24 protein-coding genes are annotated in these 24,297 nt (G+C 59.3%); 13 read left to right on the top strand and 11 right to left on the bottom strand.

Annotation, left to right across the window (positions count from 1 at the left end; translation table 11 throughout):
* Positions 1-13: 13 nt before the first annotated feature.
* From TAMC210_RS07270 to dnaA, 10 genes are all read right to left on the bottom strand, one after another.
* The gene (locus tag TAMC210_RS07270) at positions 14-1,231 is read right to left on the bottom strand and encodes an ABC transporter substrate-binding protein (protein WP_173298099.1); all 1,218 of its coding nucleotides are present in this window, start codon (positions 1,229-1,231) and stop codon (positions 14-16) included.
* 131 nt (positions 1,232-1,362) lie between these two features.
* Positions 1,363-2,436, bottom strand: a complete 1,074-nt coding sequence (locus tag TAMC210_RS07265; RefSeq protein WP_173298098.1) for a glycoside hydrolase family 15 protein — start codon at positions 2,434-2,436, stop codon at positions 1,363-1,365.
* Positions 2,437-2,672: 236 nt separating this feature from the next.
* Positions 2,673-3,242, bottom strand: a complete 570-nt coding sequence (gene pdxT, locus TAMC210_RS07260; RefSeq protein WP_173298097.1) for a pyridoxal 5'-phosphate synthase glutaminase subunit PdxT — start codon at positions 3,240-3,242, stop codon at positions 2,673-2,675.
* A 19-nt stretch (positions 3,243-3,261) separates the two neighbouring features.
* The gene (gene pdxS / locus TAMC210_RS07255; RefSeq protein WP_173298096.1) at positions 3,262-4,152 is read right to left on the bottom strand and encodes a pyridoxal 5'-phosphate synthase lyase subunit PdxS; all 891 of its coding nucleotides are present in this window, start codon (positions 4,150-4,152) and stop codon (positions 3,262-3,264) included.
* Positions 4,153-4,269: 117 nt separating this feature from the next.
* Positions 4,270-6,696, bottom strand: coding sequence for a DNA gyrase subunit A (gene gyrA / locus TAMC210_RS07250; protein WP_256366480.1), 2,427 nt, complete (start codon positions 6,694-6,696; stop codon positions 4,270-4,272).
* A 24-nt stretch (positions 6,697-6,720) separates the two neighbouring features.
* Entirely contained in the window at positions 6,721-8,631 is a 1,911-nt protein-coding gene (gene gyrB, locus TAMC210_RS07245) for a DNA topoisomerase (ATP-hydrolyzing) subunit B (RefSeq protein WP_173298095.1), read from the bottom strand.
* A gap of 309 nt (positions 8,632-8,940) precedes the next feature.
* Positions 8,941-9,213, bottom strand: a complete 273-nt coding sequence (gene remB / locus TAMC210_RS07240; protein WP_173298094.1) for an extracellular matrix regulator RemB — start codon at positions 9,211-9,213, stop codon at positions 8,941-8,943.
* Positions 9,214-9,359: 146 nt separating this feature from the next.
* The gene (gene recF / locus TAMC210_RS07235; RefSeq protein WP_173298093.1) at positions 9,360-10,454 is read right to left on the bottom strand and encodes a DNA replication/repair protein RecF; all 1,095 of its coding nucleotides are present in this window, start codon (positions 10,452-10,454) and stop codon (positions 9,360-9,362) included.
* A gap of 7 nt (positions 10,455-10,461) precedes the next feature.
* On the bottom strand, positions 10,462-11,586 hold the full coding sequence (gene dnaN / locus TAMC210_RS07230; RefSeq protein ID WP_173298092.1) for a DNA polymerase III subunit beta: 1,125 nt from the start codon (positions 11,584-11,586) through the stop codon (positions 10,462-10,464).
* Positions 11,587-11,713: 127 nt separating this feature from the next.
* Positions 11,714-13,048, bottom strand: a complete 1,335-nt coding sequence (gene dnaA, locus TAMC210_RS07225; RefSeq protein WP_173298091.1) for a chromosomal replication initiator protein DnaA — start codon at positions 13,046-13,048, stop codon at positions 11,714-11,716.
* Positions 13,049-13,247: 199 nt separating this feature from the next.
* Here dnaA and rpmH point away from each other — a divergent pair, with 199 nt between their 5' ends.
* The 13 genes from rpmH (at position 13,248) to TAMC210_RS07160 (ending at position 22,959) form a co-directional block, all read left to right on the top strand.
* Positions 13,248-13,382, top strand: a complete 135-nt coding sequence (gene rpmH, locus TAMC210_RS07220) for a 50S ribosomal protein L34 (RefSeq protein WP_173298090.1) — start codon at positions 13,248-13,250, stop codon at positions 13,380-13,382.
* Between the two features lie 43 nt (positions 13,383-13,425).
* Complete coding sequence (rnpA, locus tag TAMC210_RS07215) at positions 13,426-13,779, top strand: ribonuclease P protein component (RefSeq protein ID WP_173298089.1); 354 nt, start codon at positions 13,426-13,428, stop codon at positions 13,777-13,779.
* A 39-nt stretch (positions 13,780-13,818) separates the two neighbouring features.
* The gene (gene yidD / locus TAMC210_RS07210; protein ID WP_277997694.1) at positions 13,819-14,016 is read left to right on the top strand and encodes a membrane protein insertion efficiency factor YidD; all 198 of its coding nucleotides are present in this window, start codon (positions 13,819-13,821) and stop codon (positions 14,014-14,016) included.
* A gap of 75 nt (positions 14,017-14,091) precedes the next feature.
* On the top strand, positions 14,092-14,769 hold the full coding sequence (locus TAMC210_RS07205; protein ID WP_173298087.1) for a YidC/Oxa1 family membrane protein insertase: 678 nt from the start codon (positions 14,092-14,094) through the stop codon (positions 14,767-14,769).
* Positions 14,766-15,386 carry an RNA-binding cell elongation regulator Jag/EloR gene (gene jag, locus TAMC210_RS07200; RefSeq protein ID WP_173298086.1) on the top strand — a complete coding sequence of 207 codons (621 nt, stop codon included), beginning with the start codon at positions 14,766-14,768 and terminating at the stop codon, positions 15,384-15,386. The genes TAMC210_RS07205 and jag overlap by 4 nt, the downstream gene beginning before the upstream one ends.
* 198 nt (positions 15,387-15,584) lie before the next feature.
* Positions 15,585-16,982, top strand: a complete 1,398-nt coding sequence (gene mnmE / locus TAMC210_RS07195; RefSeq protein WP_254388552.1) for a tRNA uridine-5-carboxymethylaminomethyl(34) synthesis GTPase MnmE — start codon at positions 15,585-15,587, stop codon at positions 16,980-16,982.
* 36 nt (positions 16,983-17,018) lie between these two features.
* Positions 17,019-18,908: a tRNA uridine-5-carboxymethylaminomethyl(34) synthesis enzyme MnmG gene (gene mnmG, locus TAMC210_RS07190; RefSeq protein WP_217267300.1), complete on the top strand. Its 1,890-nt coding sequence runs from the start codon at positions 17,019-17,021 to the stop codon at positions 18,906-18,908.
* Positions 18,908-19,621 carry a 16S rRNA (guanine(527)-N(7))-methyltransferase RsmG gene (rsmG, locus tag TAMC210_RS07185; RefSeq protein WP_173298084.1) on the top strand — a complete coding sequence of 238 codons (714 nt, stop codon included), beginning with the start codon at positions 18,908-18,910 and terminating at the stop codon, positions 19,619-19,621. The genes mnmG and rsmG overlap by 1 nt, the downstream gene beginning before the upstream one ends.
* A gap of 290 nt (positions 19,622-19,911) precedes the next feature.
* Positions 19,912-20,673 (top strand): ParA family protein, encoded by a 762-nt coding sequence (locus TAMC210_RS07180; RefSeq protein ID WP_173298083.1) that lies wholly within the window; start codon positions 19,912-19,914, stop codon positions 20,671-20,673.
* Positions 20,666-21,550, top strand: coding sequence for a ParB/RepB/Spo0J family partition protein (locus tag TAMC210_RS07175; protein WP_173298082.1), 885 nt, complete (start codon positions 20,666-20,668; stop codon positions 21,548-21,550). The genes TAMC210_RS07180 and TAMC210_RS07175 overlap by 8 nt, the downstream gene beginning before the upstream one ends.
* 43 nt (positions 21,551-21,593) lie before the next feature.
* Positions 21,594-22,265 (top strand): DUF554 domain-containing protein, encoded by a 672-nt coding sequence (locus tag TAMC210_RS07170; RefSeq protein WP_173298081.1) that lies wholly within the window; start codon positions 21,594-21,596, stop codon positions 22,263-22,265.
* Positions 22,266-22,329: 64 nt separating this feature from the next.
* Entirely contained in the window at positions 22,330-22,608 is a 279-nt protein-coding gene (locus tag TAMC210_RS07165) for a zf-TFIIB domain-containing protein (RefSeq protein ID WP_373996440.1), read from the top strand.
* 165 nt (positions 22,609-22,773) lie between these two features.
* Positions 22,774-22,959 (top strand): hypothetical protein, encoded by a 186-nt coding sequence (locus tag TAMC210_RS07160; protein WP_173298079.1) that lies wholly within the window; start codon positions 22,774-22,776, stop codon positions 22,957-22,959.
* A gap of 125 nt (positions 22,960-23,084) precedes the next feature.
* Here the strand turns inward: TAMC210_RS07160 and larC are convergent, their stop codons facing one another.
* Positions 23,085-24,296, bottom strand: coding sequence for a nickel pincer cofactor biosynthesis protein LarC (gene larC, locus TAMC210_RS07155; RefSeq protein WP_173298078.1), 1,212 nt, complete (start codon positions 24,294-24,296; stop codon positions 23,085-23,087).
* Position 24,297: the final 1 nt, after the last annotated feature.

The raw sequence follows: 24,297 nt of genomic DNA, 5'->3' as shown, positions 1-24,297 counted from the left end.
GTTGTCGCTTTTACTAATCTACCTTAACTTCAGGTGCCATCTTCTTGGTCTTCAGGGTCTGCTTGCCGTCTACCATGGCAATAATGGATACTTCCTTCACCGGGTTGTGATTGGCATCCATGCTGAGGCGACCCGTTATCCCCTCAAAGTCCTTGGTCGCGGCCAGGGCATCTTTGATGGCCACGGGATCGGCCTTGCCGGCCCGCTTAATGGCATCGGCTAGCATGTGCGCCGTTTCATATCCCAGGGCGGCAAAGGCATCGGGTTCGGCGTTGTATTTCTCTTTATACGCCTTCACGAAGGCCTGGACCTTTTCGCTGGGATCGGCGGGTGAATAGTGGTTGGTAAAGTAGGTGTCTTTCAGATTCTCGGCCCCGCCGGCCAGGTTAACCAGCTCGGGGGAATCCCAGCCGTCGGCCCCCAGCATGGGAACCCGGATGCCCAGTTCCCGGGCCTGGGCGATTATTTTACCCACCTGCCCGTAATAGGCGGGCACATAGATTAGCTCAGCCCCGGCCTGGGAAGCCCTGGTCAACAGGGGCCGGAAGTCCTGGTCGTTTTCGGAGAAACTACCCTCGGCTACGATTTCGCCGCCCAGCTTGGTGAATTCTTCCTTAAAGACCCGGTAGAGGCCCTTGCTGTAGTCGTTGCCGATATCGTAAAGGATGGCAGCTTTTTTGGCCCCCAGCTCGTTAAAGGCAAATTCGGCTCCTACAATGGCCTGGGGCGGGTCGGTAAAGCAGGTGCGGAAGATGAAGTCGCGCACCTTCTTGGCCTGAGGATCGTAAGTCACGTCCAGGGCCGTAGCAGACGGGGAGATAAGGGGTATTTGGTTATCCATGGCCACGGGTATGCAGGCCTTGGTAGCCCCGGTCGTAGCCGGCCCTAGAATGGCCACCACCCCTTCCTCCACCAGTTTGGAGGCCACGCTCATGGCTTCCTCGGCTTTGCTGGCGTTGTCGAGGATGACGGGCTCCAGTTTCTTCCCCAGGACGCCGCCAGCCGCGTTAATCTCTTCTAGGGCCAGCAGGATCCCGTTTTTAATATTCGTACCGTAAGTAGCCACCTGGCCGGAAAGTTCCAGGTTGAGACCTACTTTAATGGTCTCGCCTTGCTGCTCCCCTGTCTGGTCGCCGCTCCCCTGGCTCTTCTGGGCCTGTCCACAGGCGGTCAGAAGGGCCAAGAGCAACAGGGACACTCCGAGGAAGAGTATTTTCCGCAGGCTCCTCACTCCACAAGACCTCCTTTTTCTCGCCTTTGCGCGTCTTTGCACACTTGGACTTATTATAAACCTGGCCGGCAAGACCTGTCAATTACCAGTCTTCGGGGACTCCCGGGTTTTTCCCGATATTCGCGCCGGAATTAGCAACCGGAGGGGCCCTGGGTTGCCGCGATAATGTACATGGCGTGGGACCACAGCAGGGGTCGGGCTATAGGGCCCCAGCGCTGCACCCAATAGGTGTAGTGCTCCGGTGAATTAAGGTTATGGGGCACCTGCTCCGGCAGCCGGCCTTCTTCATCGGCCTGAGCGGCTACCCATTCCAGGAGCCCGCGGGCCTCCCGTTCCCTGTCCTGGAGGCGGTAGTACCAGGCCAGCCAGGCCGTCAGCAACACCCATTCCCCGCCGCCGTAGTAGGTGTCGGCCCGGTACCGTTTAAGGCCTCCTCCCAGGAGTTCCTTCTCTATTTTCTCCACCGTAGTTTTAAAGACGGGGTCGTCATAGGAGCAAATACCGAAGGGCACGCCCAGCCACAGGAGATTAGCGTCAACCTCCGGCCGCCCGGCGAACTTGACAAAATGTCCTTCCCGGCGGAATTCCTCCTTGAGTTTAGCTGGCAAAACCTCCAGGACGGCCAGGGCCTGCCCCTCCAGGGGAGGCTCCAGCCACGGCAACACCGCCTTTAAACCCCCGTAGAGGGCGGCCCAGGTAGAAGGGTGGCAGTACTCGCCCCATTCCTCCCAGCAGTCCAGACAGGGACAGTCCCACAGGGCACAGAGGTAAGCGGTCACCAGGGAAATTACGTCCCGGTACAGTCCTTCCATCCTGCCCTGCCGCGCGAGGTGGGCGGCCAGGCCCCACAAGTAGGTGCCATACCCGTCAAGCTGGAAATTTCCCCACGGCTCCTGGCCTTCTTCACCGGAGAGGGTGTAGCGGGTGTGGAGGCATTCTTCATCCTCCAAAGGCCGCTTCTCTTCCGCCGCCCTCCGGGCCCGGTGGATTTTGTAGCTGTGCCTGATAATAGTCTTAGCCATGAAGGTATAAAAGGCCCCGGCCGCTTCCCTTTCTCCCACCAGGTCCAGGGCATAAGCAATGAAGGTGCCGTCCCGCAGCCACACGTACTTATAGGGAGGGAATTCCGGGGCCGCCGGGAAGGCACCCTGGTCCGTCTGGTACTCTTTGAGGATGGCAACGCTCTTCTCCAGAAGCCGGTCCACTGCCGGCACTACCTCCCCGGTAAAAACCCGAAGACAAAACAGGCCCTGGCCTTAAAGGTTGCCGGGCCTGCCTTGCCGGCTCAGGATGTCCTGTCCCATTACCGCCCCCTGCTGCCCCTTCCCCCGGGGTACCCGGAACACTTGCCGGCTGTTACCCCTTTGAACTTTGTTCCCCGGCCCCAGGGGGTTCTCAGGAAAAACGTATAGGCTTCTCTTTTGCGGGATGGGGGGCCGGGCTAGGAGGCAACGGTGTTCAAGAAATACCGGTGAAAGCGCACATCGCCGGTCAGCTCAGGATGGAAGGCCGTAGCCAAAAGTTTCCCCTGGCGGACGGCCACCACCTTGCCGTCCACTGTAGCCAGTACCTCGACGCCAGGGTGCACTTCTTCCGCATAGGGAGCACGGATGAAAACCCCCCTAAAGGGCTTCTCGCCCAGCAGGGGGATGGTCAGATCCAGCTCAAAGCTGTCCACCTGGCGCCCAAAGGCATTGCGCCGCACCTTCATGTCTATCAGGGCCAGGCGCGGCTGCTGGCTATCGATTATATCTTTAGCCAGCAGGACCATGCCGGCGCAGGTGCCCCAGATGGGCATACCTTCTTCCCCTAGACGGCGTATGGGTTCCATTAAGTCAAATTCGACCATCAACCTGCCGATGGTGGTGCTCTCGCCTCCCGGAATGATCAGGGCCTCTACTCCCTCTAGCTCATGGGGTTTACGTATCTCGCGGCCCTGGGCGCCGCACCCTTCTAATTTTTCCATGTGCTCCCGGAAGGCTCCCTGCAGGGCCAGTACTCCTACCAGCATGGAATCTATCTTCCTCTCCTTACCATCCGCGTTCTTGCATCCGCTGTTCCTGGCTCAAGGTCGCAATGTCAATGCCCGGCATGGCTTCGCCCAGGTCCTTGGAAACCTCTGCCAGGACGTGGGGATCGTTATAATGGGTGGTGGCAGCCACAATGGCCCGGGCCCGTTTCATGGGATCGGCTGATTTAAAAATTCCCGAACCCACAAAGATTCCATCGGCCCCCAGCTGCATCATAAGGGCTGCGTCCGCCGGCGTTGCAATGCCTCCTGCGGCAAAATTCACCACTGGCAGGCGCCCAAGTTTTTTGGTCTCCAGCACCAGTTCATAGGGCGCCTGGATGTTCTTGGCATAAGTCATCAATTCTTCCTCCGGCAGGTTGACCAGCCTGCGTATCTCGGCCATTACCATGCGCATATGGCGCACGGCTTCCACCACATTGCCCGTGCCGGGTTCGCCCTTGGTCCGGATCATGGCCGCCCCTTCGCCTATGCGGCGCAGGGCCTCCCCCAGGTTGCGGGCGCCACACACGAAGGGCACCTTGAAGGCGTGCTTATTGATGTGAAATTCCTCGTCGGCCGGGGTCAGAACTTCGCTTTCATCAATATAGTCTACCCCTAAAGCTTCCAGTATTTGCGCTTCCACAAAGTGGCCTATGCGGACCTTGGCCATGACCGGAATGGTCACCGCGTCCATTATGCGCAGGATAACAGTCGGATCGGCCATGCGGGCCACCCCTCCGGCAGCCCGTATATCCGCCGGCACCCTCTCCAGCGCCATTACGGCGCAGGCGCCTGCCTCCTCAGCGATCTTTGCCTGCTCGGGGGTGGTGACGTCCATAATTACCCCGCCTTTGAGCATCTCGGCTAGGCCCTTCTTTACCGTCCACGTGCCTTTTTCCGCTGCAGCCACACCCACTCCCCCCTGTCTCGTTAGATTAACCCTAAGTGATTTTATAATATAAATCCGGCCGGATGCAACCGGATTTTAGCTTGGTTTAATAGAAAAGCTATACCGTTAAATTTTTCTTCATGGTACCCGGGCCACGGCCATGACCCGGTCCTTTTCCTCTAAGCGCATGAGGGTGACCCCCTGGGTGTATCGCCCCTGACGGGAAATGTCCGCCGTATTGAGGCGGATGAGGAGTCCTTCGGCGGTAATGAGCATGAGCTCGTCCTCCTCCCCGGCAACGACTAGGCCTACGAGGGGACCGGTCTTGGCCGTAACCTTCATGCCGATCAGCCCCTTGCCCCCGCGCCCCTGCCGGGGATATTCTTCTAGGGGAGTACGCTTACCGAAGCCCTTTTCCGTAACCAGCACCAGGTCCTGGGCGGGCTGGACCCGGGCCATGCCCACAACGGCGTCTCCATCCTCCAACCTGATGCCCCGGACACCGTGGGCCGCACGGCCCATGCCGCGGACCTCCTCTTCCCGGAACCGGATGACCTTGCCCTGTCGGGTCGCCAGGAGGATGTCGTCCCCGCCCCCCGTTAGCTCTACTCCTATAAGCTCGTCCTCCTCCTCGAGGTTCAGGGCTATAATCCCGTCCCGCCGGGAAGTGCGGTACTCTCTCAGGGGCGTTTTTTTCACCACGCCCTGCCGCGTGGCCATAAAAAGGTAAGAATCTCCTTCAAAATCCCGGACGGCGATGACGGCCGTGATGCGCTCACCCGGAGACACATAAATGAGGTTGACCAGGGCCGTGCCCCGGGCCTGGCGGCTTCCTTCAGGCACCTCGTGGGCCCGGAGCTGGTACACCTTACCTTTATTGGTAAAGAAGAGGAGGTAATAATGGGTAGAAGTAACGAAAAGGTGCTCGGCAAAATCCTCCTCCCGGGTGGACAGGGCCTGGATGCCCCGCCCTCCCCTTCGCTGGCTCCGGTACGTGTCAGCAGGCAGCCTTTTGATGTACCCCCGGTGACTGATGGTGATAACCACGTCTTCCTCCGGAACCAGGTCTTCGGCTTCCAGGGGTTCTTCTTCGGCCACAATCTGGGTGCGCCTGGCATCGGCGTGTTTAGCCTTGATTTCCAGGAGCTCCTCCCGGACGATACCCATTACTTTTGCCTCGCTGGCCAGGACCTCCCGGTAGTAGGCTATCTTTTCCTGGACCTCGCGGTATTCTGCCTCCAGTTTCTCCCTTTCCAGGGCCGTCAACCGCTGGAGCCTCATATCCAGGATGGCCTGGGCCTGTTTTTCGCTCAAAGAGAAATTCTCCATGAGGGCCCTTCGGGCGCTGTCCGCATCCCGGGAGCGCCGGATGGTCCGGATAACGGCATCCAGATACTGCAGGGCTATACGCAGACCCTCAAGGATATGAGCCCGGGCCTCGGCCTGGTTTAACAGATAACGGGTCCGCCGGGTGACTATATTTTTCTGGTGGAGGAGGTAGTGCTCCAGCATTTGCTTTAGATTGAGTACCTGGGGCCGTCCGTCCACCAGAGCGAGCATGATGACGCCGAAGTTGTCCTGCATCTGGGTGTGCTTGTAAAGCTGGTTGAGGATCACCCTGGGCTGGGCATCTCGCTTGAGTTCTACCACCACCCGCAGGCCCGTGCGGTCCGATTCATCCCGCAGGTCGCTTATACCTTCGATCTTCTTTTCCCTCACCAGCTCCGCAATGGTTTCGATGAGGCGGGCTTTGTTAACTTGATAGGGCAGCTCAGTGATAACAATTTGGTGCCGACCCCCGCTCAGGGCTTCCACGGCTGCCCTGGCCCGTACCCTAATGTTACCGCGTCCCGTCCGGTAGGCATTGCGTATGCCGTCCCTTCCCAGGATGACCCCGCCCGTCGGAAAATCAGGCCCCTTGACCACCGTCATAATCTCCTTGAGGCCGGCTTCGGGGTTTTCGATGAGGAGTACCAAGGCATCGATGATCTCCCCCAGGTTGTGGGGAGGGATGTTGGTGGCCATGCCTACGGCAATTCCCGACGAACCGTTCACCAGGAGATTAGGGAATCGTGCCGGCAGCACCACCGGTTCCTTTAGGGTGCCGTCATAATTCGGGATGAAGTCTACCGTGTCCTTTTCAATATCCGCCAGCATGGCCAGGGCCAGGCTGGAAAGCCTGGCTTCGGTATACCGCATGGCGGCCGGAGAATCTCCGTCCACGGAGCCGAAGTTTCCATGGCCGTCGATAAGGGGATACCGGCTGGCGAAATCCTGGGCCATGCGCACCATGCTTTCGTACACGGCAGCATCCCCATGGGGGTGATAACGGGCCAGCACATCGCCCACGACGCGGGACGATTTTTTGTACGGCTTGTCGGGGGTCATATTGGCCTCATACATGGCGTAAAGAATGCGGCGGTGGACCGGTTTTAACCCGTCGCGGACGTCGGGTAGGGCGCGCCCCACAATGACGCTCATGGCATAGTCGATGTAGGAGCGCTTCATCTCTTCTTCGATTTTAACCGGCAGGACTGTACCGATTCCCGTATTTTCAGCCGCCAAGGGCTGCCACTCCCTTTAGCTCTTTTAGATATCCAAGTTGCGCACCTCATGGGCGTGTTCCTGGATAAAAGCCCGCCTAGGCTCTACCCGGTCGCCCATCAGGATGCTGAAGATCTCGTCGGCCGCCTCGGCATCCTCCAAGGTGACCCGGAGGAGGGTGCGCGTGGCGGGATTCATGGTTGTTTCCCATAGCTGTTCCGCATTCATTTCGCCCAGGCCCTTATAGCGCTGGATTTCCCAGCGCTCGCCGTTGCGGGGGTTAAGGAAGGTCTCCAGGGCCTGATCGCTGTAGAGGTAATGGACCTCTTTTCCCCGGGAGACTTTATACAGGGGAGGCTGGGCAATATATACGTGCCCCTTCTCTATCAGCGGCCGCATGTAGCGATAGAAGAAAGTAAGGAGCAGGGTGCGGATGTGGGAACCGTCGACATCAGCGTCGGCCATGAGGATAGTCCGGTGGTAGCGCAGTTTATCCAGGTTAAAATCCTCCCCTATACCGGTTCCCAGAGCCGTAATGATGGCTCGGATCTCTTCGTTGTTCAAAATCTTATCCATCCGCGCCTTCTCCACGTTTAGGATCTTGCCCCTAAGGGGCAGGATGGCCTGGAACCGGCGGTCCCTCCCCTGTTTGGCCGAACCCCCGGCCGAATCGCCCTCCACCAGGAAGAGCTCCGTCACGGCCGGGTCGCGGTGGGTGCAGTCGGCCAGCTTCCCGGGAAGGGCGGTAATTTCAAGGGCGCTCTTGCGCCGGGTGAGCTCCCGGGCCTTGCGGGCGGCTTCCCTGGCCCTGGCCGCGGTGATGGCTTTATCCAGTATCCGCCGGGCTACCCCGGGGTTTTCCTCGAGGAAAGAGCTTAAGTAGTCCGTTATCAGCCCCTCAACGATGCCCCTTACTTCCGTATTGCCGAGCTTTGTCTTGGTCTGGCCCTCGAACTGGGGCTCCTTCACCTTGACACTGATTACGGCCACCAAACCCTCGCGTACATCTTCCCCGGAAAGATTGGCCTCATTGTCCTTTAAAATATTAAAGCGGCGTCCGTAATCGTTGATGACCCGCGTTAAGGCTGCCTTTAAGCCTACTTCATGGGTCCCGCCCTCAACGGTACGGATGTTGTTGGCATAAGACAGGATTAACTCGTTGTAACCGTCGTTATACTGCAGGGCAACCTCAACCTCGACCTCATCCCTGGTGGCGCTGAAATAGAAGGGCCGGCTGTACAATACGTTTTTATTTTTGTTCAGGTGGCGGACAAAGTCGATGAGGCCGCCATCCTGTTGGTAGACTTCCTCCCGGTCCCGCACTTCATCGCGAAAAAGGATCTTTAGACCCCGGTTTAAGAAAGCCAGCTCCTGGAGGCGCTTCGTAATGATCTCGGGGTCAAATTCCAGAGTCTCAAAGATTTCCGGGTCGGGCCGGAAAGTGATAATGGTTCCCGTCCCCTTGGCCCGCCCCGTAGCCTTGAGTTCGGTCACCTTGCTTCCCCGGCGGTAAAGCTGCTCGTAGACCCTGCCGTCTCTTTTAACCTTCACCAAAAGCTCGCTGGACAGGGCGTTGACCACCGACAGCCCCACGCCGTGGAGGCCGCCGGCTACCTTATACCCGTTGCCGCCGAATTTTCCCCCGGCATGAAGCATGGTAAGGGCTACCTCCACCCCAGGCAGACCTGTCTGTTCGTGGATGTCCACCGGGATTCCCCGGCCGTTATCGGCCACCGTCACCCTCCCATCCCGGTGGAGTACTACTTCCACGCGGGTGCAGAACCCGGCCAGGGCCTCGTCAATACTGTTATCCACCAGCTCGAACACCAGGTGGTGGAGGCCTCGCGAACCGGTATTGCCGATGTACATGCCGGGCCGCCGCCTTACGGCCTCCAGACCCTCCAGAACCTGGATCTGGCTCGCATCATAGACCGGAGCCTTTTCCCTTTCCTCCATTTGCTTCCTCCTGTAATCCTTTAATACCCAGGAAGAATATTACCACAATAAATTTTCGGCGACAATGCAGGCCTTCCTGAGCCATCCCCACCCTATTATCCAGACGTGATTTAGCTCCCCCTCGCATCAATAGCCTCGCGAACCTATACTGGTGCTTCCTTTTCGGCCTCCGGCGGGGTTCCCCGCTCTTTTGCCTTCCGGCACTAAGGAGCCGGCCACAGGCCTCAGGCTGCTTCGGCCCCGCCTCCATCGCCAATTTGGCGAAAGATTCATCTTCCCCTCGGCTCAATCCCTGGATTACGAGCTAAATTACTCTCTTAAAGCAGGGGATACATCGGGGCTCTTTCTCTTCTGGGCTGCTGCCCGCCGGCCCAGGGTCACCGGAGAAATGGATGAAAAGTAGATCTTCTTATCCGTAGTGACGATAAAAGACTTCACCGGCTCGCCCTTTAGCCGAGGCCCTTTTTTGTTGGCCGCCCAGAACTCCTTGTTGGCTGCCGAACGCCCTATTTTCTCATAGTCGAAGATTCCCACAATATCCTTCAAAGGCAAAAGGACGTCCCCACCGATATGCAAATACACTCCTTGCCCACCTCCCCGTGGTTAAAGGGAACTGTTTTAGAGGCCCCACTTTGCCCGGCGGAGGAGGCCGCCGGGTTTAGGGCGAGAAGGCAAATTAACCCGTCTGGCCTGTTCCGGCCGTCCATCGCGGGTAAAATACCCGGTATTTACGGGGAAGTCCCTTTTTCCGTCCCGCCGCAGGCGAGTATAAAGGCTTTTTCCCTAACCTCAGGGGGTATATCTTCCACCTGGGTGGTAGTGATAAAAGCCTGTCCTTCTCCTGCTACGACCTCTAGAAGGGCCTTTCGCCGGTTCCCGTCCAGCTCCGAAAAAACATCGTCTAGGAGAAGGGCCGGTCTGAAGCCCAAGACCTGGGTAAAGTACACAGTTTCTGCCAACTTTAGGGCCAGTACGAGGCTCCGCTGCTCGCCCTGGGATGCGTAGTGGCGGCCACTGCGGCCGCCTACTTCAAAGGTGAAGTCGTCCCGATGGGGGCCTAATAACGTAGCCCCCATGATAATCTCCTTATCACGCTTTTCCGCCAGCCTCTTAAGCCAATCATCAGCGGGACTCAAGCTGGGTTGGTAACACAGGGCTATGGAAGATGAAGCGCCGGCCAGCACGGCGTAAAACTGGTCGGCCAGCCCTTCTAACCTCCGAAGGACTTCCTGCCTCTTCTCCACCAAGGGCAGGCCACAGAAAACGAGCTGCTGGTCCCACGGTTCTAGCTGATCGGCCCGGGCCTGTCCTCCTTTTATCTGCTTGAGGAGGAGGTTCCGCTGGAGCAGAACCCGGCGATAGGTCAAAAGATGGAGGCAATAAGAGCGGTCTACCTGGCATAACTCCCGGTCCAAGAACTGGCGCCGGATAACCGGCGGCCCTTTAACGAGATACAGGTCGTCAGGTCCAAAGGTAACGGTGGGAAATAGTCCCAAGAGGTCTACCAGGCGGTGGGGGGAATTATTAATTGTTAACTTTTTCCTTCCGCCATCGTAGACAATATCTATCTCGGACCCCTGGTTACCCTTCTTCAGGCAGGCGCGAAGGCGGAAGCCTGGCCGTCCAAGGGTCACCAGATCCCGATCCTGGTGAAACCGAAAGGAGCGTCCGGTAGAAAGATAAGCTATGGCTTCCAGGAGATTGGTCTTACCGGCCCCGTTGGGCCCTGTTAACAGGTGTAGCCCGGGACGGAAATAAAAGACCCTTTCCGTGTAGTTGCGAAAGTTGTAAAGGGCCAGCTCGGTCAAGAGGGTCGCCTGCATATCTATTTTACCCAAGCCTGACGGGTAAAATAAGGCAGAAGTAGTGATCAACGCCCTGGGGCTGTACCACTAAGGGCTTTAAGGGCTCGATGAATTTAAGGATCACCTTCTCTTCTTCGATTACTTTGAGGGCGTCCAGGAGATACCGGCCGTTAAGGGCCACTTCCAGGCCTGGGCCGGTGATCTCCGCCGGAAGCTCTTCCTCTAGCTGGCCCACTTCCGGTGTGTGGCTGAGGAGCCGTAGAGTATCTCCTATCTCCAGGCGGATGATGGAAGATCGTAGCCTGCTGTCTTCGCGGCCCAGCAGGGTGGCCCGCTCTACGGCCGTGGTGATCTCATGGGTGGGTACGACCACCACGGTTTGAAAATCCTTGGGCAAAACTTGGCGGTAGGGCGGGAACTGGCCGCCGAGGAGGCGGCTGTAAAAGGTAAGGTTCTCGGTAGTGGCAAAAATCTGGCTGGGGCCGATGATAAAGGTTATCTCTTCGTCTTCCTCCCCCGAGAAGAGGCGCGATAGCTCCACCAGGGATTTATGGGGAATAATGGCCGCGGTCTGGCCCTCTCCCCCGACGGGGCTTATGGGGGTCTCGTAGAGGGCCAAGCGGTGGGTATCAGTGGCCACCATCACCGATTTGCCGGCCAGAAAGTCCATCTCCCAGAGGAGCCCGTGGTATATGCTGCGCAGCTCTTCACTGCCTGCCGCAATACCCACCTTACGGACGATCTCCCTGAAATCCCTGGATGGGAATTTAAGGGAATAGGATTGGGAAGGTTCGGGTAACGAAGGGAATTGGTCGGGGTCCATGCTGTGGAGCTGGGCCCGCGCCTGATGGTACTCTATGGTGACCACCCCCCCGGCCTTCCCTTCCAAGCTTACCGTCACCGGGGGCAGGTGACGGACCAGGTCGGTGAAGATCCGCGCAGGTAGTAGAAGACGGCCTTCCTCCCCAACCTCACAACCAAAGGATACGATTATTCCCATTTCCAGGTCCGTAGCATGGAGGGTAACCTTGCCGTCGCCTGCGGTTAACAATATTCCGGTCAGTGCCGGGAGGGTGCTAGTGCTCCCGATGGCACGGTGTACTTTAAGCACCGCATTTAACAGCTGGGGTTGGGGACAGGATATGCGCACGGGAAATACCTCCTCCATCATCTATTTTTTCGATGAGTCCCGTTGTAGTGATCGTAGGCGCTGTGGAGATGTTGATAATCCCGCCGGAGCTCGGCAAGTTAAAGGAGTCCGCTGTGGGCAGGGGTGTTTACGGATTCTTTATTTGTTGTATAAGTTCGGTAATGGTTTGCTGGAGTTCGGGATCTTTTTGGAGATCTTGGCTGATTTTCTCCCACGCGTGAAGGACCGTGGTGTGGTCGCGGCCTCCGAATTCTTCACCTATCTTAGGGAGGGAAGCATCCGTGAGCTCACGGGCGAGATACATGGCTATCTGGCGCGGGTAGGCCAGGCTCCGGGTCCGTTTCTTGCTTTTGAATTCCTCGGGTTTTAAGTTAAAGTACAGGGCTACTTTTTCCTGGATAAAGGAGATGGTTATGGGTTTGGGCTTGGCCAGGGTTAAGGCCTCTTGCAGTATCTTTTCCACCGTTTCCAGTGTTAGCTCCTGTTCGGTGAGGGCGGCATAGGCTGCTACCCGGATAAAGGCTCCTTCCAGCTCCCGGATATTGCTGTCCACTTTCTGGGCGATAAAGAGCATAATGTCGTCGGGCAGGTAGAGGTTGTCCAGGGAAGCCTTTTTGCGGAGAATGGCTACTCTCGTTTCCAGGTCCGGCGGCTGGATGTCGGTAATCAGCCCCCACTCGAAGCGCGAGCGCAGGCGGTCCTCTAGGGTAGGTATCTCCTTGGGAGGACGGTCGCTGGAGATAATAATCTGTTTGCTGGCTTCATAAAGGGCATTAAAAGTATGGAAGAATTCCTCCTGGGTCCGCTCCTTACCCGCCAGGAACTGAATGTCGTCGATTAATAAAACATCGATGTTGCGGTACTTATTGCGGAAACTGACTGTATCGTTATCGTGGATGGCGTTAATAAGTTCGTTAGTGAACTTTTCTGAGGAAACGTACATAACCCGGTAGTGGGGCAGGTGTTGCCGCACATAATGGCCGATGGCTTGCATGAGGTGCGTCTTGCCCAGGCCGACCCCTCCGTAAATGAACAGAGGGTTGTAGGCCTTGGCGGGAGCCTCTGCTACGGCTAGGGAAGCCGCATGGGCAAAACGGTTGCTGTTGCCCACCACAAAGGTATCAAAGGTATATTTGGGGTTGAGGTGGCAGAGTTCCTCGTTGCTAGGCGGTTGCGAAGACTGCAAAAAGGATAAGTCCTCCTCGCCGGGCGGGAGGGCGATGAGCTGTACGCTGATGTACTGGTGGAAAACCTTCTGTAGGGTGGTCTGGAGCAGGGAGGCGAAACGGCTCTGAATGTAGTCCCGAGCAAATTCATTGGGTACGGCCAGGATTAGGGTGTGGTGTTTTAAGGTCAGGGGCCGGGCCTCCCGAAACCAGGTGTCTATGGCGGTAGGCGGTAATTGGTGTTCGAGAAGTTGGAGAGCTTGTTGCCAAGCGACCTCCAAGTTTATGGGCGGCAAAGATTAACCCCCCTTAGTTGTGGATAACGAGCACAATTATATTAACAAAGATGTGGATAAGTGGCAACCGGCTAAGGGCCCTTTTTCTTGACAGCCTCGGAAGTAGTGGGCTATAATTTAACTAAATTGCCGGCTGCTGCCCTTTTGCTTCGAAGGGTAAGATCGGAGTGTGGTGACTCAGGAGTGGGGAGGGACGGGATTGAAAAGGACCTATCAGCCCAAGCGCAGGCGCCGTAAAAGAGTCCACGGATTTTTAAAGCGGATGAGCACCAGGGGCGGTCAACTGGTAATCAAGCGGCGCCGTCGGAAGGGTAGAAAGCGTTTGACGGCTTAAGACAAGGCCAAGGCTTACCATCTCTTGTGTGGAGGTTAGGAATTTGCTGCCGGCAGCCCGCAGGATCAGGCGGTCGGGTGAGTTCCGGCAGGTGTATCGCCGGGGGAATCGGGTAGGTAGCCGGGCTTTAGTTTTGTACTGGCGGCCCAACCGGTTGGGACTCACGCGTTTTGGCTTTTCGGTTTCGAAGAAAATGGGGCGGGCCGTAGAGCGCAACCGCAGTAAGAGGCTTCTGCGGGAGGCCTGCCACCGGCATTTGGGCCGGTTCAGACCGGGTTTTGACGTGGTGTTCGTAGCTCGCGAGGGATTGAAAGGGTTGTCCTATCCCCGGGTAGTGGAGGAAGTATTAAGCCTTAGCAAGCGGGCTAAACTATTGTGTGACGCCGAGGATGGATAATAAAGGAAGGCGAGGAACTTGTCGCGCGGCCAGAGGTTAGTGATCCTCCTTTTGAGGTTTTATCAGAGGTGCATTTCTCCTTTTATGGGTGCCCGTTGTCGGTTTTACCCCAGCTGTTCGGAGTATGCATCCCAGGCAGTGGCCAAGCACGGTGTCTGGCGTGGCGGGTGGCTAGCATTGAAAAGGTTAGGAAGGTGCCATCCTTGGCATAACGGAGGGTACGATCCGGTTCCGTGAAAGTTAGGTGAGGAGGTGAAGACCTGTCTGCACCCCCCGGGGCCGTAAGGCAACCGCGAAGGCAGGCAGGCTGGGTTGGGCGCATTAGTTCATTTCCTGTCGCAATCAATCCAATTTTTCTATAATATTACCCAGAGTTTAGGAGTACCCAACTACGGGCTGGCTATCATTTTGTTTACCGTGGCGGTCAAGATTCTCTTGTACCCTCTGACGTACAAGCAGCTCAAATCCATGCGTCGCATGCAGGAGCTGCAGCCCAAGGTGCAAGAGATCCAAAAGAGGTTCAAAAACAATCCGGAGAAAGCACAAAAGGCCATCTTGGAGCTATACCAGACGGAAAAGGTAAATCCCTTTAGCGGCTGTCTGCCCTTGCTGGTACAGATGCCTATTTTGTTTGCCCTCTTTAGTGCTTTGAGGAGCTTTTTTGATCCCGCGGCTAACCCGGCGGTAAACATGGAGCACGCTAATTTTCTGTGGGTACCCAACTTAGGCAGACCGGATCCCTATTTCCTTCTGCCGGTATTGGTGGCGGCGGCGACCTTCTTGCAGCAGCGGGTTAGTATGGTTAATCCCCAGGATCAATCCCAGAGGACCATGCTGATAGTGATGCCCCTGCTCATCGGGTGGATGAGCACTCAGTTTTCCGCCGGACTGGCCCTCTATTGGGTGGTGTTTAGCCTCATGGGAGTTATGGAACATTGGCTTTTGCGCAGACAGCCGGGGCTGGTGAAGGAGGAAGTCAGCGCCAAATGAAGGAAGTGGAGATGGCGGGGAAAAGCGTGGAGGAGGCAGTGGAGGCTGCCCTGAGGGTTTTAGGTGCTGGTAGGGAGGAAGTACAGGTCGAAGTTCTCGAGGAGGGTAGCAAGGGATTATTCGGTTTTTTGGGGAGCCGGCAGGCCAGGGTGCGGGTGATTTTGCCCGACAATCCGGAAAAATTGATAAAGGAATTCCTCGAAGGAGTCCTTAAGGCCATGGCCGTCCAGGCCGGGATAGAAATTAGGCGGCGGGAGGAGTACTTCCTGGTTAGTTTCCACGGCCGGGACCTGGGAGTGTTAATCGGGCGGCGGGGCGAGACCCTGAATGCTTTGCAATATTTGACGAACCTGGCGGTAAATCGGGCCCTTAGGGATAAGGTTAAGGTGGTCCTCGATGCCGAGGGCTACCGCAAGCGGAGGGAGCAGGCCCTGGTCCGGCTGGCCAAGCGGTTATCGGAGAGGGTTAAGCGGACCGGTAACCGGATAGTGCTGGAGCCCATGACCCCCCAGGACCGGCGCGTCATCCATACCGCCCTGCAGAACGACAGCCAGGTGGTCACCTTCAGCGAGGGAGAGGAGCCCAACCGCAAGGTAGTCATATCCCTGCGCAGGTGACGGAGAGGGTAACAAAGTAAGGGCGAAGTGCGGATACCCAGTAATACATATGTGTATTACTGGGTTTTATATATTAGGGGCCTGAAGTGCTAAGAAACTTTCCTCCGATGGTGCCGGAGGCCGGGCCCAGGCCGCGGTAGGTCCCAGGAGTGGCCGAAACGCGACAGGGCCGGCGCAGGCATGGTAGAAGGACCACAGTTGCGGGAGGAAGAGGAGTTGATAGAGGATACCATAGCTGCCATTGCTACACCCCCTGGAGAAGGGGGCATCGGTATAGTGCGGATTAGCGGGCCGGAAGCCCTGAGGATTGGCCGGGAGATTTTTCGCCCCCGGAAGGGAGCACCACTGGGGGCTGCGGAGAGCCACCGCATGCGCCTGGGCTTGGCTGTAGATCCCCAAAGCGGAGAGGTTCTGGATGAGGTTCTGGCCGTAGCCATGAGGGGCCCCCACAGCTATACGGCTGAGGATGTGGTGGAGGTCCACTGCCACGGAGGTCCCCTGGCCTGTGCCCGGGTGCTGCAGGCCGCCTTAAGGGCAGGTGCCCGCCTGGCGGAGCCCGGTGAGTTTACCCGGCGGGCCTTTCTAAACGGGAGGCTGGACCTGGCCCAAGCCGAGGCTATCATAAGCATCATCCGGGCCCGAAGCCAGACGGGACTGGCGGCGGCTATTTCCCAGCTGCAGGGCGGGCTTTCCCGGAGGGTGAAGGCCCTCAGGGATGAAATCACGGGTGTTCTGGCCGCGGTGGAGGCCAGCCTGGATTTTCCCGAGGAGGTGGGGGACGTAGGGCCGGAGGAGAGGGAACGCCTGGTGAGGGTAAGGGAGGGTATCCAGGACCTCCTGGCCACGTGGGAAGAGGGCAGGCTGGTGAGCCAGGGTATAAATATAGCCCTGGTGGGACGGCCCAACGTAGGGAAATCGAGCCTGCTCAATGCCCTCTTGCGGGAGGACCGGGCCATTGTAAGCGATATCCCCGGCACTACCCGGGATACCATTAGTGAGGCCATGCAGCTGGGAGGATTTCCCTGCCAGTTAATAGACACCGCAGGGATGCGCGAGGCCGCGGACGGCCTGGAGCGGCTGGGGATAGCCCGGAGCCGGGCGGCTGCGGCCGCCGCGGACCTCGTACTGCTGGTGGTGGATCTGACCACGGGGGTTACCCGGGAGGATGAGGAACTGCTGAAGGAACTGGGGGATAAGCCTTTGGTGGTGGTGGCCAATAAGGCCGACGCCGTAGCCTCGGTGGATGAGGAGGACCTGAGTCGCCTTGCAGGTGGGCGGCCGTGGGTGGTGGTTTCCGCCAAGGAGGGGCAGGGTTTGGACGCCTTGAGCCGTGCCGTGCGGGATCTGGTGCTGGGCGGCCGGGTTTTGAGGAATACCGGCGAACCCCTGCTACTGCGGGAGCGCCACCGGGAGGCCCTTGAGAGGGCCCTGGGCTGCCTGGAGGAATCCTTACGCGCCTGGGAGAAAGGTCTTCCCCTGGAGCTAGTGAGCATAGACCTCCAGGGAGCCTGGGAAGCCCTCGGCGAGATCACCGGGGAGACAGCCCGGGAGGATCTGCTGGACCGGATTTTCAGCGAGTTTTGTTTGGGAAAATAGGATCTATTTTTTTTCGCAAGAATGGAGGTGAGAGGTATGTACCGTGCCGGCGAATATGAGGTCATCGTGGTGGGTGCGGGCCACGCGGGTTGCGAGGCGGCCCTGGCGGCGGCCCGGATGGGTTGTCGCACCCTTCTTTTGACCTTGAGCCTGGAGGCAGTGGCCATGATGGCCTGCAATCCTTCGGTGGGCGGCCCGGCCAAGGGCCATCTGGTGCGGGAGATAGATGCCCTGGGCGGGCAGATGGGCCTTAACACCGACCGGAGCCGGATCCAGATCCGCCGGCTCAATGTAGGCAAGGGACCGGCCGTTAGGGCCCTGCGGGCCCAGGCGGACAAGAAGCTTTACCAGCAGCTGATGCTCTCTACTCTTTTGCGGCAGGAGAACCTCGAGGTTAAACAGGCTACAGTTACCCGGATAATTGCGGAGGGCGGCCGGATCCGGGGCCTCCTCACCCGGAGCGGCGCTTATTTCGACTGCCGGAGTTTGGTGGTCACCACGGGCACCTATCTCCGGGGTCGGATCATCGTGGGAGACGTAGCCTATGAGGGCGGGCCTAACGGCCAGTTCCCGGCGGTCGAACTGGCGCGGAGCCTGCGGGAACTGGGGCTTAAGATGGGCCGGTTTAAGACGGGCACGCCGCCGCGGGTAAACCGGCGTTCGGTGGACTTTGGACGGATGGTAGAGCAGCCGGGCGACGAGGGCCCCCTTTACTTCTCCTTCTGGGAGGAGACGCCCGGGCGGCCTAATGTTTCCTGCTGGCTCACCCATACCAATGAGCGGACCCATGCCATTATAAGGGATAATCTCCACCGGGCGCCCCTGTTCAGCGGCGTCATTGAGGGTCAGGGTCCCCGCTACTGCCCTTCTATTGAGGATAAGGTGGTGCGCTTTGACCGGCCGGCCCACCAAATATTCCTGGAGCCGGAGGGATTGACGACCGAGGAAATGTACGTCCAGGGACTGTCTACCAGCCTGCCCGAGGATGTGCAACTGGAAGTCCTCCACACCATTCCCGGTCTAGAGAGGGCGGAGATGGTACGGCCAGGATATGCCATCGAGTACGACTACGTGGACCCCACCCAGCTCAAGCTGACCCTGGAATGTAAGGAGATTCCCGGCCTCTTTCTGGCGGGCCAGATCAATGGGACCTCTGGGTATGAGGAGGCGGCCGCCCAGGGATTAATGGCTGGGATCAACGCCGCGTGCCGGGCGCGGGACCGGGAGGGCCTGGTCCTCAGCCGCTCGGAGGCGTATATCGGGGTCCTCATCGACGATCTGGTCACCAAGGGAGTTACAGAGCCCTACCGGCTCTTGACTTCAAGGGCCGAGCACCGTCTGTTGTTGCGGGAGGACAATGCCGACCTCCGGCTGGCAGAGAAGGGCTACCGGGTGGGACTCCTGGACGAAGCCCGGTTTGCGCGGTTCTGCCGGAAGAGGGAGGCCATCGGAAGGGCTATAGAGGAATTGCGGCAGAAATATGTAGGTCCGGAGGACGAGGAGATAGAAGAGCTCTTGCAGGAGCGAGGGGAAACCTCCCTCAAGGGCCCGGTGAGGCTCTCCGATTTGCTGAAGCGGCCGGGCATAACCCTGGCGGACCTCCAGGAAAGGGGACTGGTGGCGGAAATGGAACCCCTGGTGGCGGAACAAGTTGAGATCTCCTTGAAGTACGAGGGCTACATCGCCAAAGAGCGGGCCCAGGTAGAACGCATCGCCAGGCTGGAGGGCAGGAAGATCCCGGGGGACCTGGATTACGGGCAGGTACGGGGTCTCTCCAAAGAAGGTGTGGAGCAGCTCTCCAAAGTGCGGCCGGAATCCATCGGCCAAGCTATGAGGATTCCCGGCGTTACCCCCGCCGACATTAACGTGTTGCTGGTGTATTTGGAACAGCGGCGGCGGCAACACGGGAGGGCGGCCGGTTACTGATGGAGGATAAGGGGCTGGGCTTATTTTTGGAGGAGCAGGGATGGAAGTTAAGCGGCCGGCAGCTGCAGCTCCTCTCCGCCTACGCCCGGCTGCTCCTGAAAAGGAACCGGGAGCTAAATTTAACGGCGGTAACGGAGGAGCAGGAAGTCTGGCGCAAACACTTCTTAGATTCCCTGCTCCTTTTTGTGGCCCTGGAGGTCCCGCCCGGTGCCCGGGTGGTAGATGTAGGAAGCGGGGGCGGGCTGCCGGGGATGGTGTTAAAGATATACCGGCCCGACCTGGAGGTTACCCTGGTCGAGGGCACGAGGAAAAAGGCGGAGTTTCTGTCGGCAGCCATCAGGGAATTGGGCCTCGAGGGTATCCGGTGTGTATGGGCCCGGGCGGAGGTGGTAGGCCGGCAGGAAGAATTTCGGGAGAGGTTCGACCTGGCCACCGCCCGCGCCGTGGCTGACCTGGCGGTGGTCCTGGAGTACTGCGTACCCCTGGTTAGAGTAGGGGGCAGGGTGGTGGCTTATAAGGGTCCCCGGGCGGATGAGGAGATCGAGGGGGCCGCCCGGGCCCTGGCCATGCTCGGCGCCGAGGTGGAGAGGGTGTGGCAGGGACGGCTGCCGGGGGGTGGCGAGGAGAGGCGGCTGGTAGTGGTGGTAAAGAGGGCCGGGACGGACCCCCGGTGGCCGCGCCGTCCCGGCATCCCGGAGAAAAGACCGCTTTAGGAATGTGTTGAATTCTGCTATAGTAGGGTTAGCGGGGACGAGGGCTGTGCCTGGCCCTGCATCAAGGTTGCGGTGACCACCGTCGGGTGTCCCCGTACATAGGCAAACCTTTCCCTGAGGTGCCGGAGGGTTGTTAGGCAAGGGAGAGCGGTGATGGGTAGCGGCCGAGGATGGGGTTGAGTTGGGGCCGTCAACGGGGGAGGAACTTAGGGCGGGCGGTACTGGCCCATGGGGCGATTTGCCGGTGCGGGAAGTTTCTTGAATGCTTGCTTAAAGGGAGAGAACGGGGCATGGGTAGGGTTATTGCTGTGGCCAATCAAAAAGGGGGGGTGGGCAAAACTACGACGGCGGTCAACTTAGGGGCTTCCCTGGCCGAGGAGGGGAAAAGGGTGCTCCTGGTGGATATCGATCCCCAGGGCAATGCTACCAGCGGCCTGGGAATCGACCGAGTTAAGCTGGAGCACTGCATGTACGACGTTTTGATCGAGGGCCTGCCCCTGGAAGGGATTATTATGGCTACCGCTATTCCGCGTCTGGAAGTGGCGCCGGCCACCATTGAATTGGCGGGCGCGGAGGTCGAGCTGGTGGGGGCCGTATCCCGGGAGGGGAAACTGAGGAGGGCCCTGGAGAATGTGCGGCAGGGTTACGACTACATATTAATCGACTGCCCGCCTTCCCTTGGCCTCCTCACCCTTAATGCCCTTACGGCTGCCGACCGCGTCTTGATACCTATCCAGTGCGAATATTATGCCCTCGAGGGCTTGGGGCAGCTCATGAATACCGTTCAGCTTGTGGCCCGCCATTTGAATCCCGGGCTCCAGCTGGAAGGGGTAGTCCTCACCATGTTTGATCCCCGGACCAATTTGTCCCTCCAGGTGGTTGACGAGGTCAAGGGTTACTTCGGCGACAAAGTCTTTCGCAGTATTATTCCCCGCAATGTAAGGCTTTCCGAGGCTCCCAGCCACGGGAAGCCTATTACCACCTACGATCCCCGTTCACGGGGAGCGGAGGCATATCGGGAGTTGGCCCGGGAGGTGATGGCTCATGGCTAAACGGGGATTGGGCCGGGGATTGAGCGCTCTGCTGCCGGAAAGGGCCACGGACGGTGGCGATATCCAGCACCTGTCCGTGGATGCCATTGTGGCCGGCCGCCATCAGCCGCGGGATGACTTCGACCAGGAGAAACTGGAGGAGTTGGCGGCTTCCATCCGCCAGCACGGCGTTATTCAGCCAGTGGTGGTTCGACCCCGCGGAGATGGGCTCTACGAGCTGGTGGCCGGGGAGCGGCGCTGGCGGGCGTGCCGCTTGGCAGGAATTAAAGAGATCCCCGCTGTGGTACGGGATCTTAGCGAGAGGGAAATGGCCGAGGTGGCCCTCATCGAGAATCTCCAACGGGAGGACCTGAACCCCCTGGAGGAGGCGCGGGCTTACCAGTCCCTCATTGTGGAACACGGGCTCACCCAGGAGGAGGTAGCTGCACGGGTAGGTAAGAGCCGGCCCGTTATAGCCAATGCCCTGCGGCTCCTGCAGTTGCCCCTGGCCGTGCAGGAGATGCTCCGCCGGGGGGAAATTACCGCCGGGCACGCTCGGGGGCTCCTGGCCCTGGAGGATGAAGGTTCCCAGGTGGAGCTGGCCACGCGGATAGCCCAAGATAGGTTGAGCGTGCGCCAGGTGGAAGAACTGGTGAAAAGGTTTCAGGGGAAGGGTGCCAAAAGAAAGGGGGCCTCCGGCAGCCGGGCAGAGGGAAGCCCGCGGGGCCGCGATGAGGATTGGTCTTTGACCCAGATCGAAGAGGCGTTAGAGGAAAGGCTGGGGACCGTGGTAAAGGTGCGGCAGCTCCCCCGCGGGGGCCGTATCGAGATTTACTACTACGGCGAGGAGGAACTTAACCGGTTGGTAGAAGAACTCCAGGGTAGAGGCCAGGGATGAACACCTATATGTTTCACGTGAAACAGTCGGGGGATGGGAGCAAGTGATCGCCAGCGTTATCAACGCCCTGGCCATCTTCCTGGGCACCATGGCCGGCAAAGTGTTGGGTACCCGCCTGCCCGATAGAGTGCTGGAAACCGTGTTCCAGGCCCTGGGCCTGGGGCTGCTCCTGACGGGGGCCAACATGGCCCTCCAGGGCGAAAAGGTGCTCACCATTATTTTGGGCTTAATTGTAGGCGGCGCCTTGGGCGAACTCCTCAACCTGGAGGGATGGCTGGAACGCCTGGGGCAACGCCTGGAAGAGCGGACCGGCAGCGATGACGGCCAGATGGGAAGAGGCTTTGTTGCGGGCACCATGATCTTCTGCACCGGGGCCATGGCCATCACCGGCTCCCTCGAAGCAGGCCTCCAGCATAACTACACTACCCTGTACACCAAGTCCCTCCTGGACGGGACCCTGGCCCTAATCCTCACCGGAAGGCTGGGAGTGGGCGTAGGCCTGTCGGCCCTGAGTGTATTGGCCTATCAGGGGACCCTCACAGCAGGCGCGGCCTGGGTATCACCCTATCTGCGGGCCGAGGTGGTAAACGAAATTACGGCGACGGGCGGCCTCCTCATCGTGGCCATCGCCTTGAACCTGCTGAAGGTCCGGGAGTTCCGCATAGCCAACCTTCTGCCGGCCCTCCTGGTGGTCGGCGTGTTGGCCGGCCTGTGACCGGAGGGGACCCCCAAACGCCGTCCTGCCGGCGTTAAGGAACAACTTTAGAACCCCAAGGAGAGTGATGACCATGCGCTGCCCCCTCTGCGACGTAACCATGAAGGAAGTGGAGCGCCGCGGCGTCCTGATCGATGTCTGCCCCGAATGCAAGGGGATCTGGCTGGACAGGGGTGAGCTGGAGAAACTCCTGGCTACGGTGGAAGCCCCTTACCGGGACGCAGACGAGTGGGAAGAGGAACCCAGGTGGCGGGAAGGATATAGGGGTGGGAAGGAAATGCGCAAGGGTAAAAAACGGCGTGGCCTGCTGGGAGAGATTTTCGACCTGGATTTCTTCGACTAGGAAGGGGGACCCGGGGCGGAAAACCGGCCGGAAGGAACCGAGGCGGTCCCGGCACTGCCGGCTGACGTTGGGGGACTGCAAGGAAGGCCGGGACCGCCCTTCGGCTGACGGCACAGGCTAAGGGGTCTTGCGTCGGGAATAATGGAGAGGGAGGCATCCCCTTTTTTGTCGTCCATGATTGAGGGGGCTCCTACGGCGGCCAAAGGGCAAAAGAAGAGTCCAGTTGATATAGCCGGCCGCTGTTCCGAGCTCCATGGCCCGCGTGCCCAGGGTACCGCGCGCCAGCGTCGGCTCAAAATGCCGGCCGAACGTAAGCCCCTCCGGGGAGGTCCGGCCGCGGGGCTAGATTAAGATGCCCACCAGTGGGCTAAACCCCGACTTAAAGGGGAGCAGAAGCCGGCTCGCAGTGGCCTGGGGTCTCAGGAAAGTCCTTCCGGCCTCTTTTAACGGTAGACGGGAAGCTACCCATGGGAAAGCTACTCTCCCTGAAACAGGCCCGAGGGAGGACCCTGGGCTCGGGCGGCCGCCAGGGCCGCCAGGTAAACCTCCTTAAGGGGCACGCCCCGTTCTTCGGCCGCCCGGCGGCAGGATTCAAATTCCGGCGCCACATTGAAAACCGTGCCCCCTGGAGCGCCGGCGGGAGGGGCGGCCCATTTAACTTCTATGGGGCCGTAGGGCGTCTGGACGGTCACTATCTCCCTGGCGGCCACCACCCGGTCCTCCCTACGGATGCGGACCCCCAGGGTGGTGGAATGACGGAAAAAAACTGCCGTAATTCCTTCCAGGGAACTCTCCGGGCAGAGGGCGGTGACCACTACACCGGGCCGGCCCTTTTTCATGTACACGGGAGTAAAAAAGGCGTCTAGGGCCCCGGCGGCCAGAAGCTGTTCCACCAGGTAGGGTAGAAACTCGGGGTTCATATCGTCAAGGGTGGTCTCCACCACCATTACCTCTTCCCCCACCGCCCGGTCCCTTGAAGGGTCGCCGATGAGAAGGCGTAGAAAGTTAGGACGCGGAAGGGGCGTCTTGCCCGCTCCGTAGCCGCAGGCCTCGAGCCGCATGGCCGGCGGCGGGCCGAAGGAGCGGGCGAGGGTGGTAATGAGGGCGGCGCCGGTGGGCGTTACCAGTTCCGCCTGGATGTCGGACCCGTACACGGGATAACCCTCCAGGAGGTATACGGTAGCCGGAGCCGGCACCGGCAGATGGCCGTGGTGGCACCGTACCCAGCCCGACCCCAGGGGAAGGGGGGAAGCGTAGACCTCCTCCACCCCCAGGGCATGGAGGCCCCAACAGGTGCCCACCACGTCCACGATGGCGTCCACGGCGCCCACCTCGTGGAAATGAACGTGGTCGGGGTCGGTGCCGTGGACCCGGGCTTCGGCCGCGGCCAAGCGCCGGAAAACGGCGACCGCCTTCTCCCTTACCTCTGCGGGTAAGGAGGAAGAATTAATAGTTTCTACCACCTCCGCCAGGTGGCGGTGGGGCTGCGGGCCTTCCACCCTGACCAGGACATCGGTGCCTACCAGCCCGTGTTGCTGGGAAGGGCGGACCTCGAGCTCCCAGCCTTCCAACGGCAGGCTCTTCAACCCGGCGCTGAGCTCCCCCGGCGGCAGGCCGCAAGAAAGAATAGCGCCCAGGCACATATCCCCGCTTATGCCGGAGAAACAGTCAAAATAGGCTATCTTCACT

It is taken from the genome of Thermanaeromonas sp. C210 (assembly GCF_013167955.1).
Classification (GTDB): domain Bacteria; phylum Bacillota; class DSM-521; order Neomoorellales; family Neomoorellaceae; genus UBA12545.
This window is presented reverse-complemented; position numbering and strand designations above follow the sequence as displayed.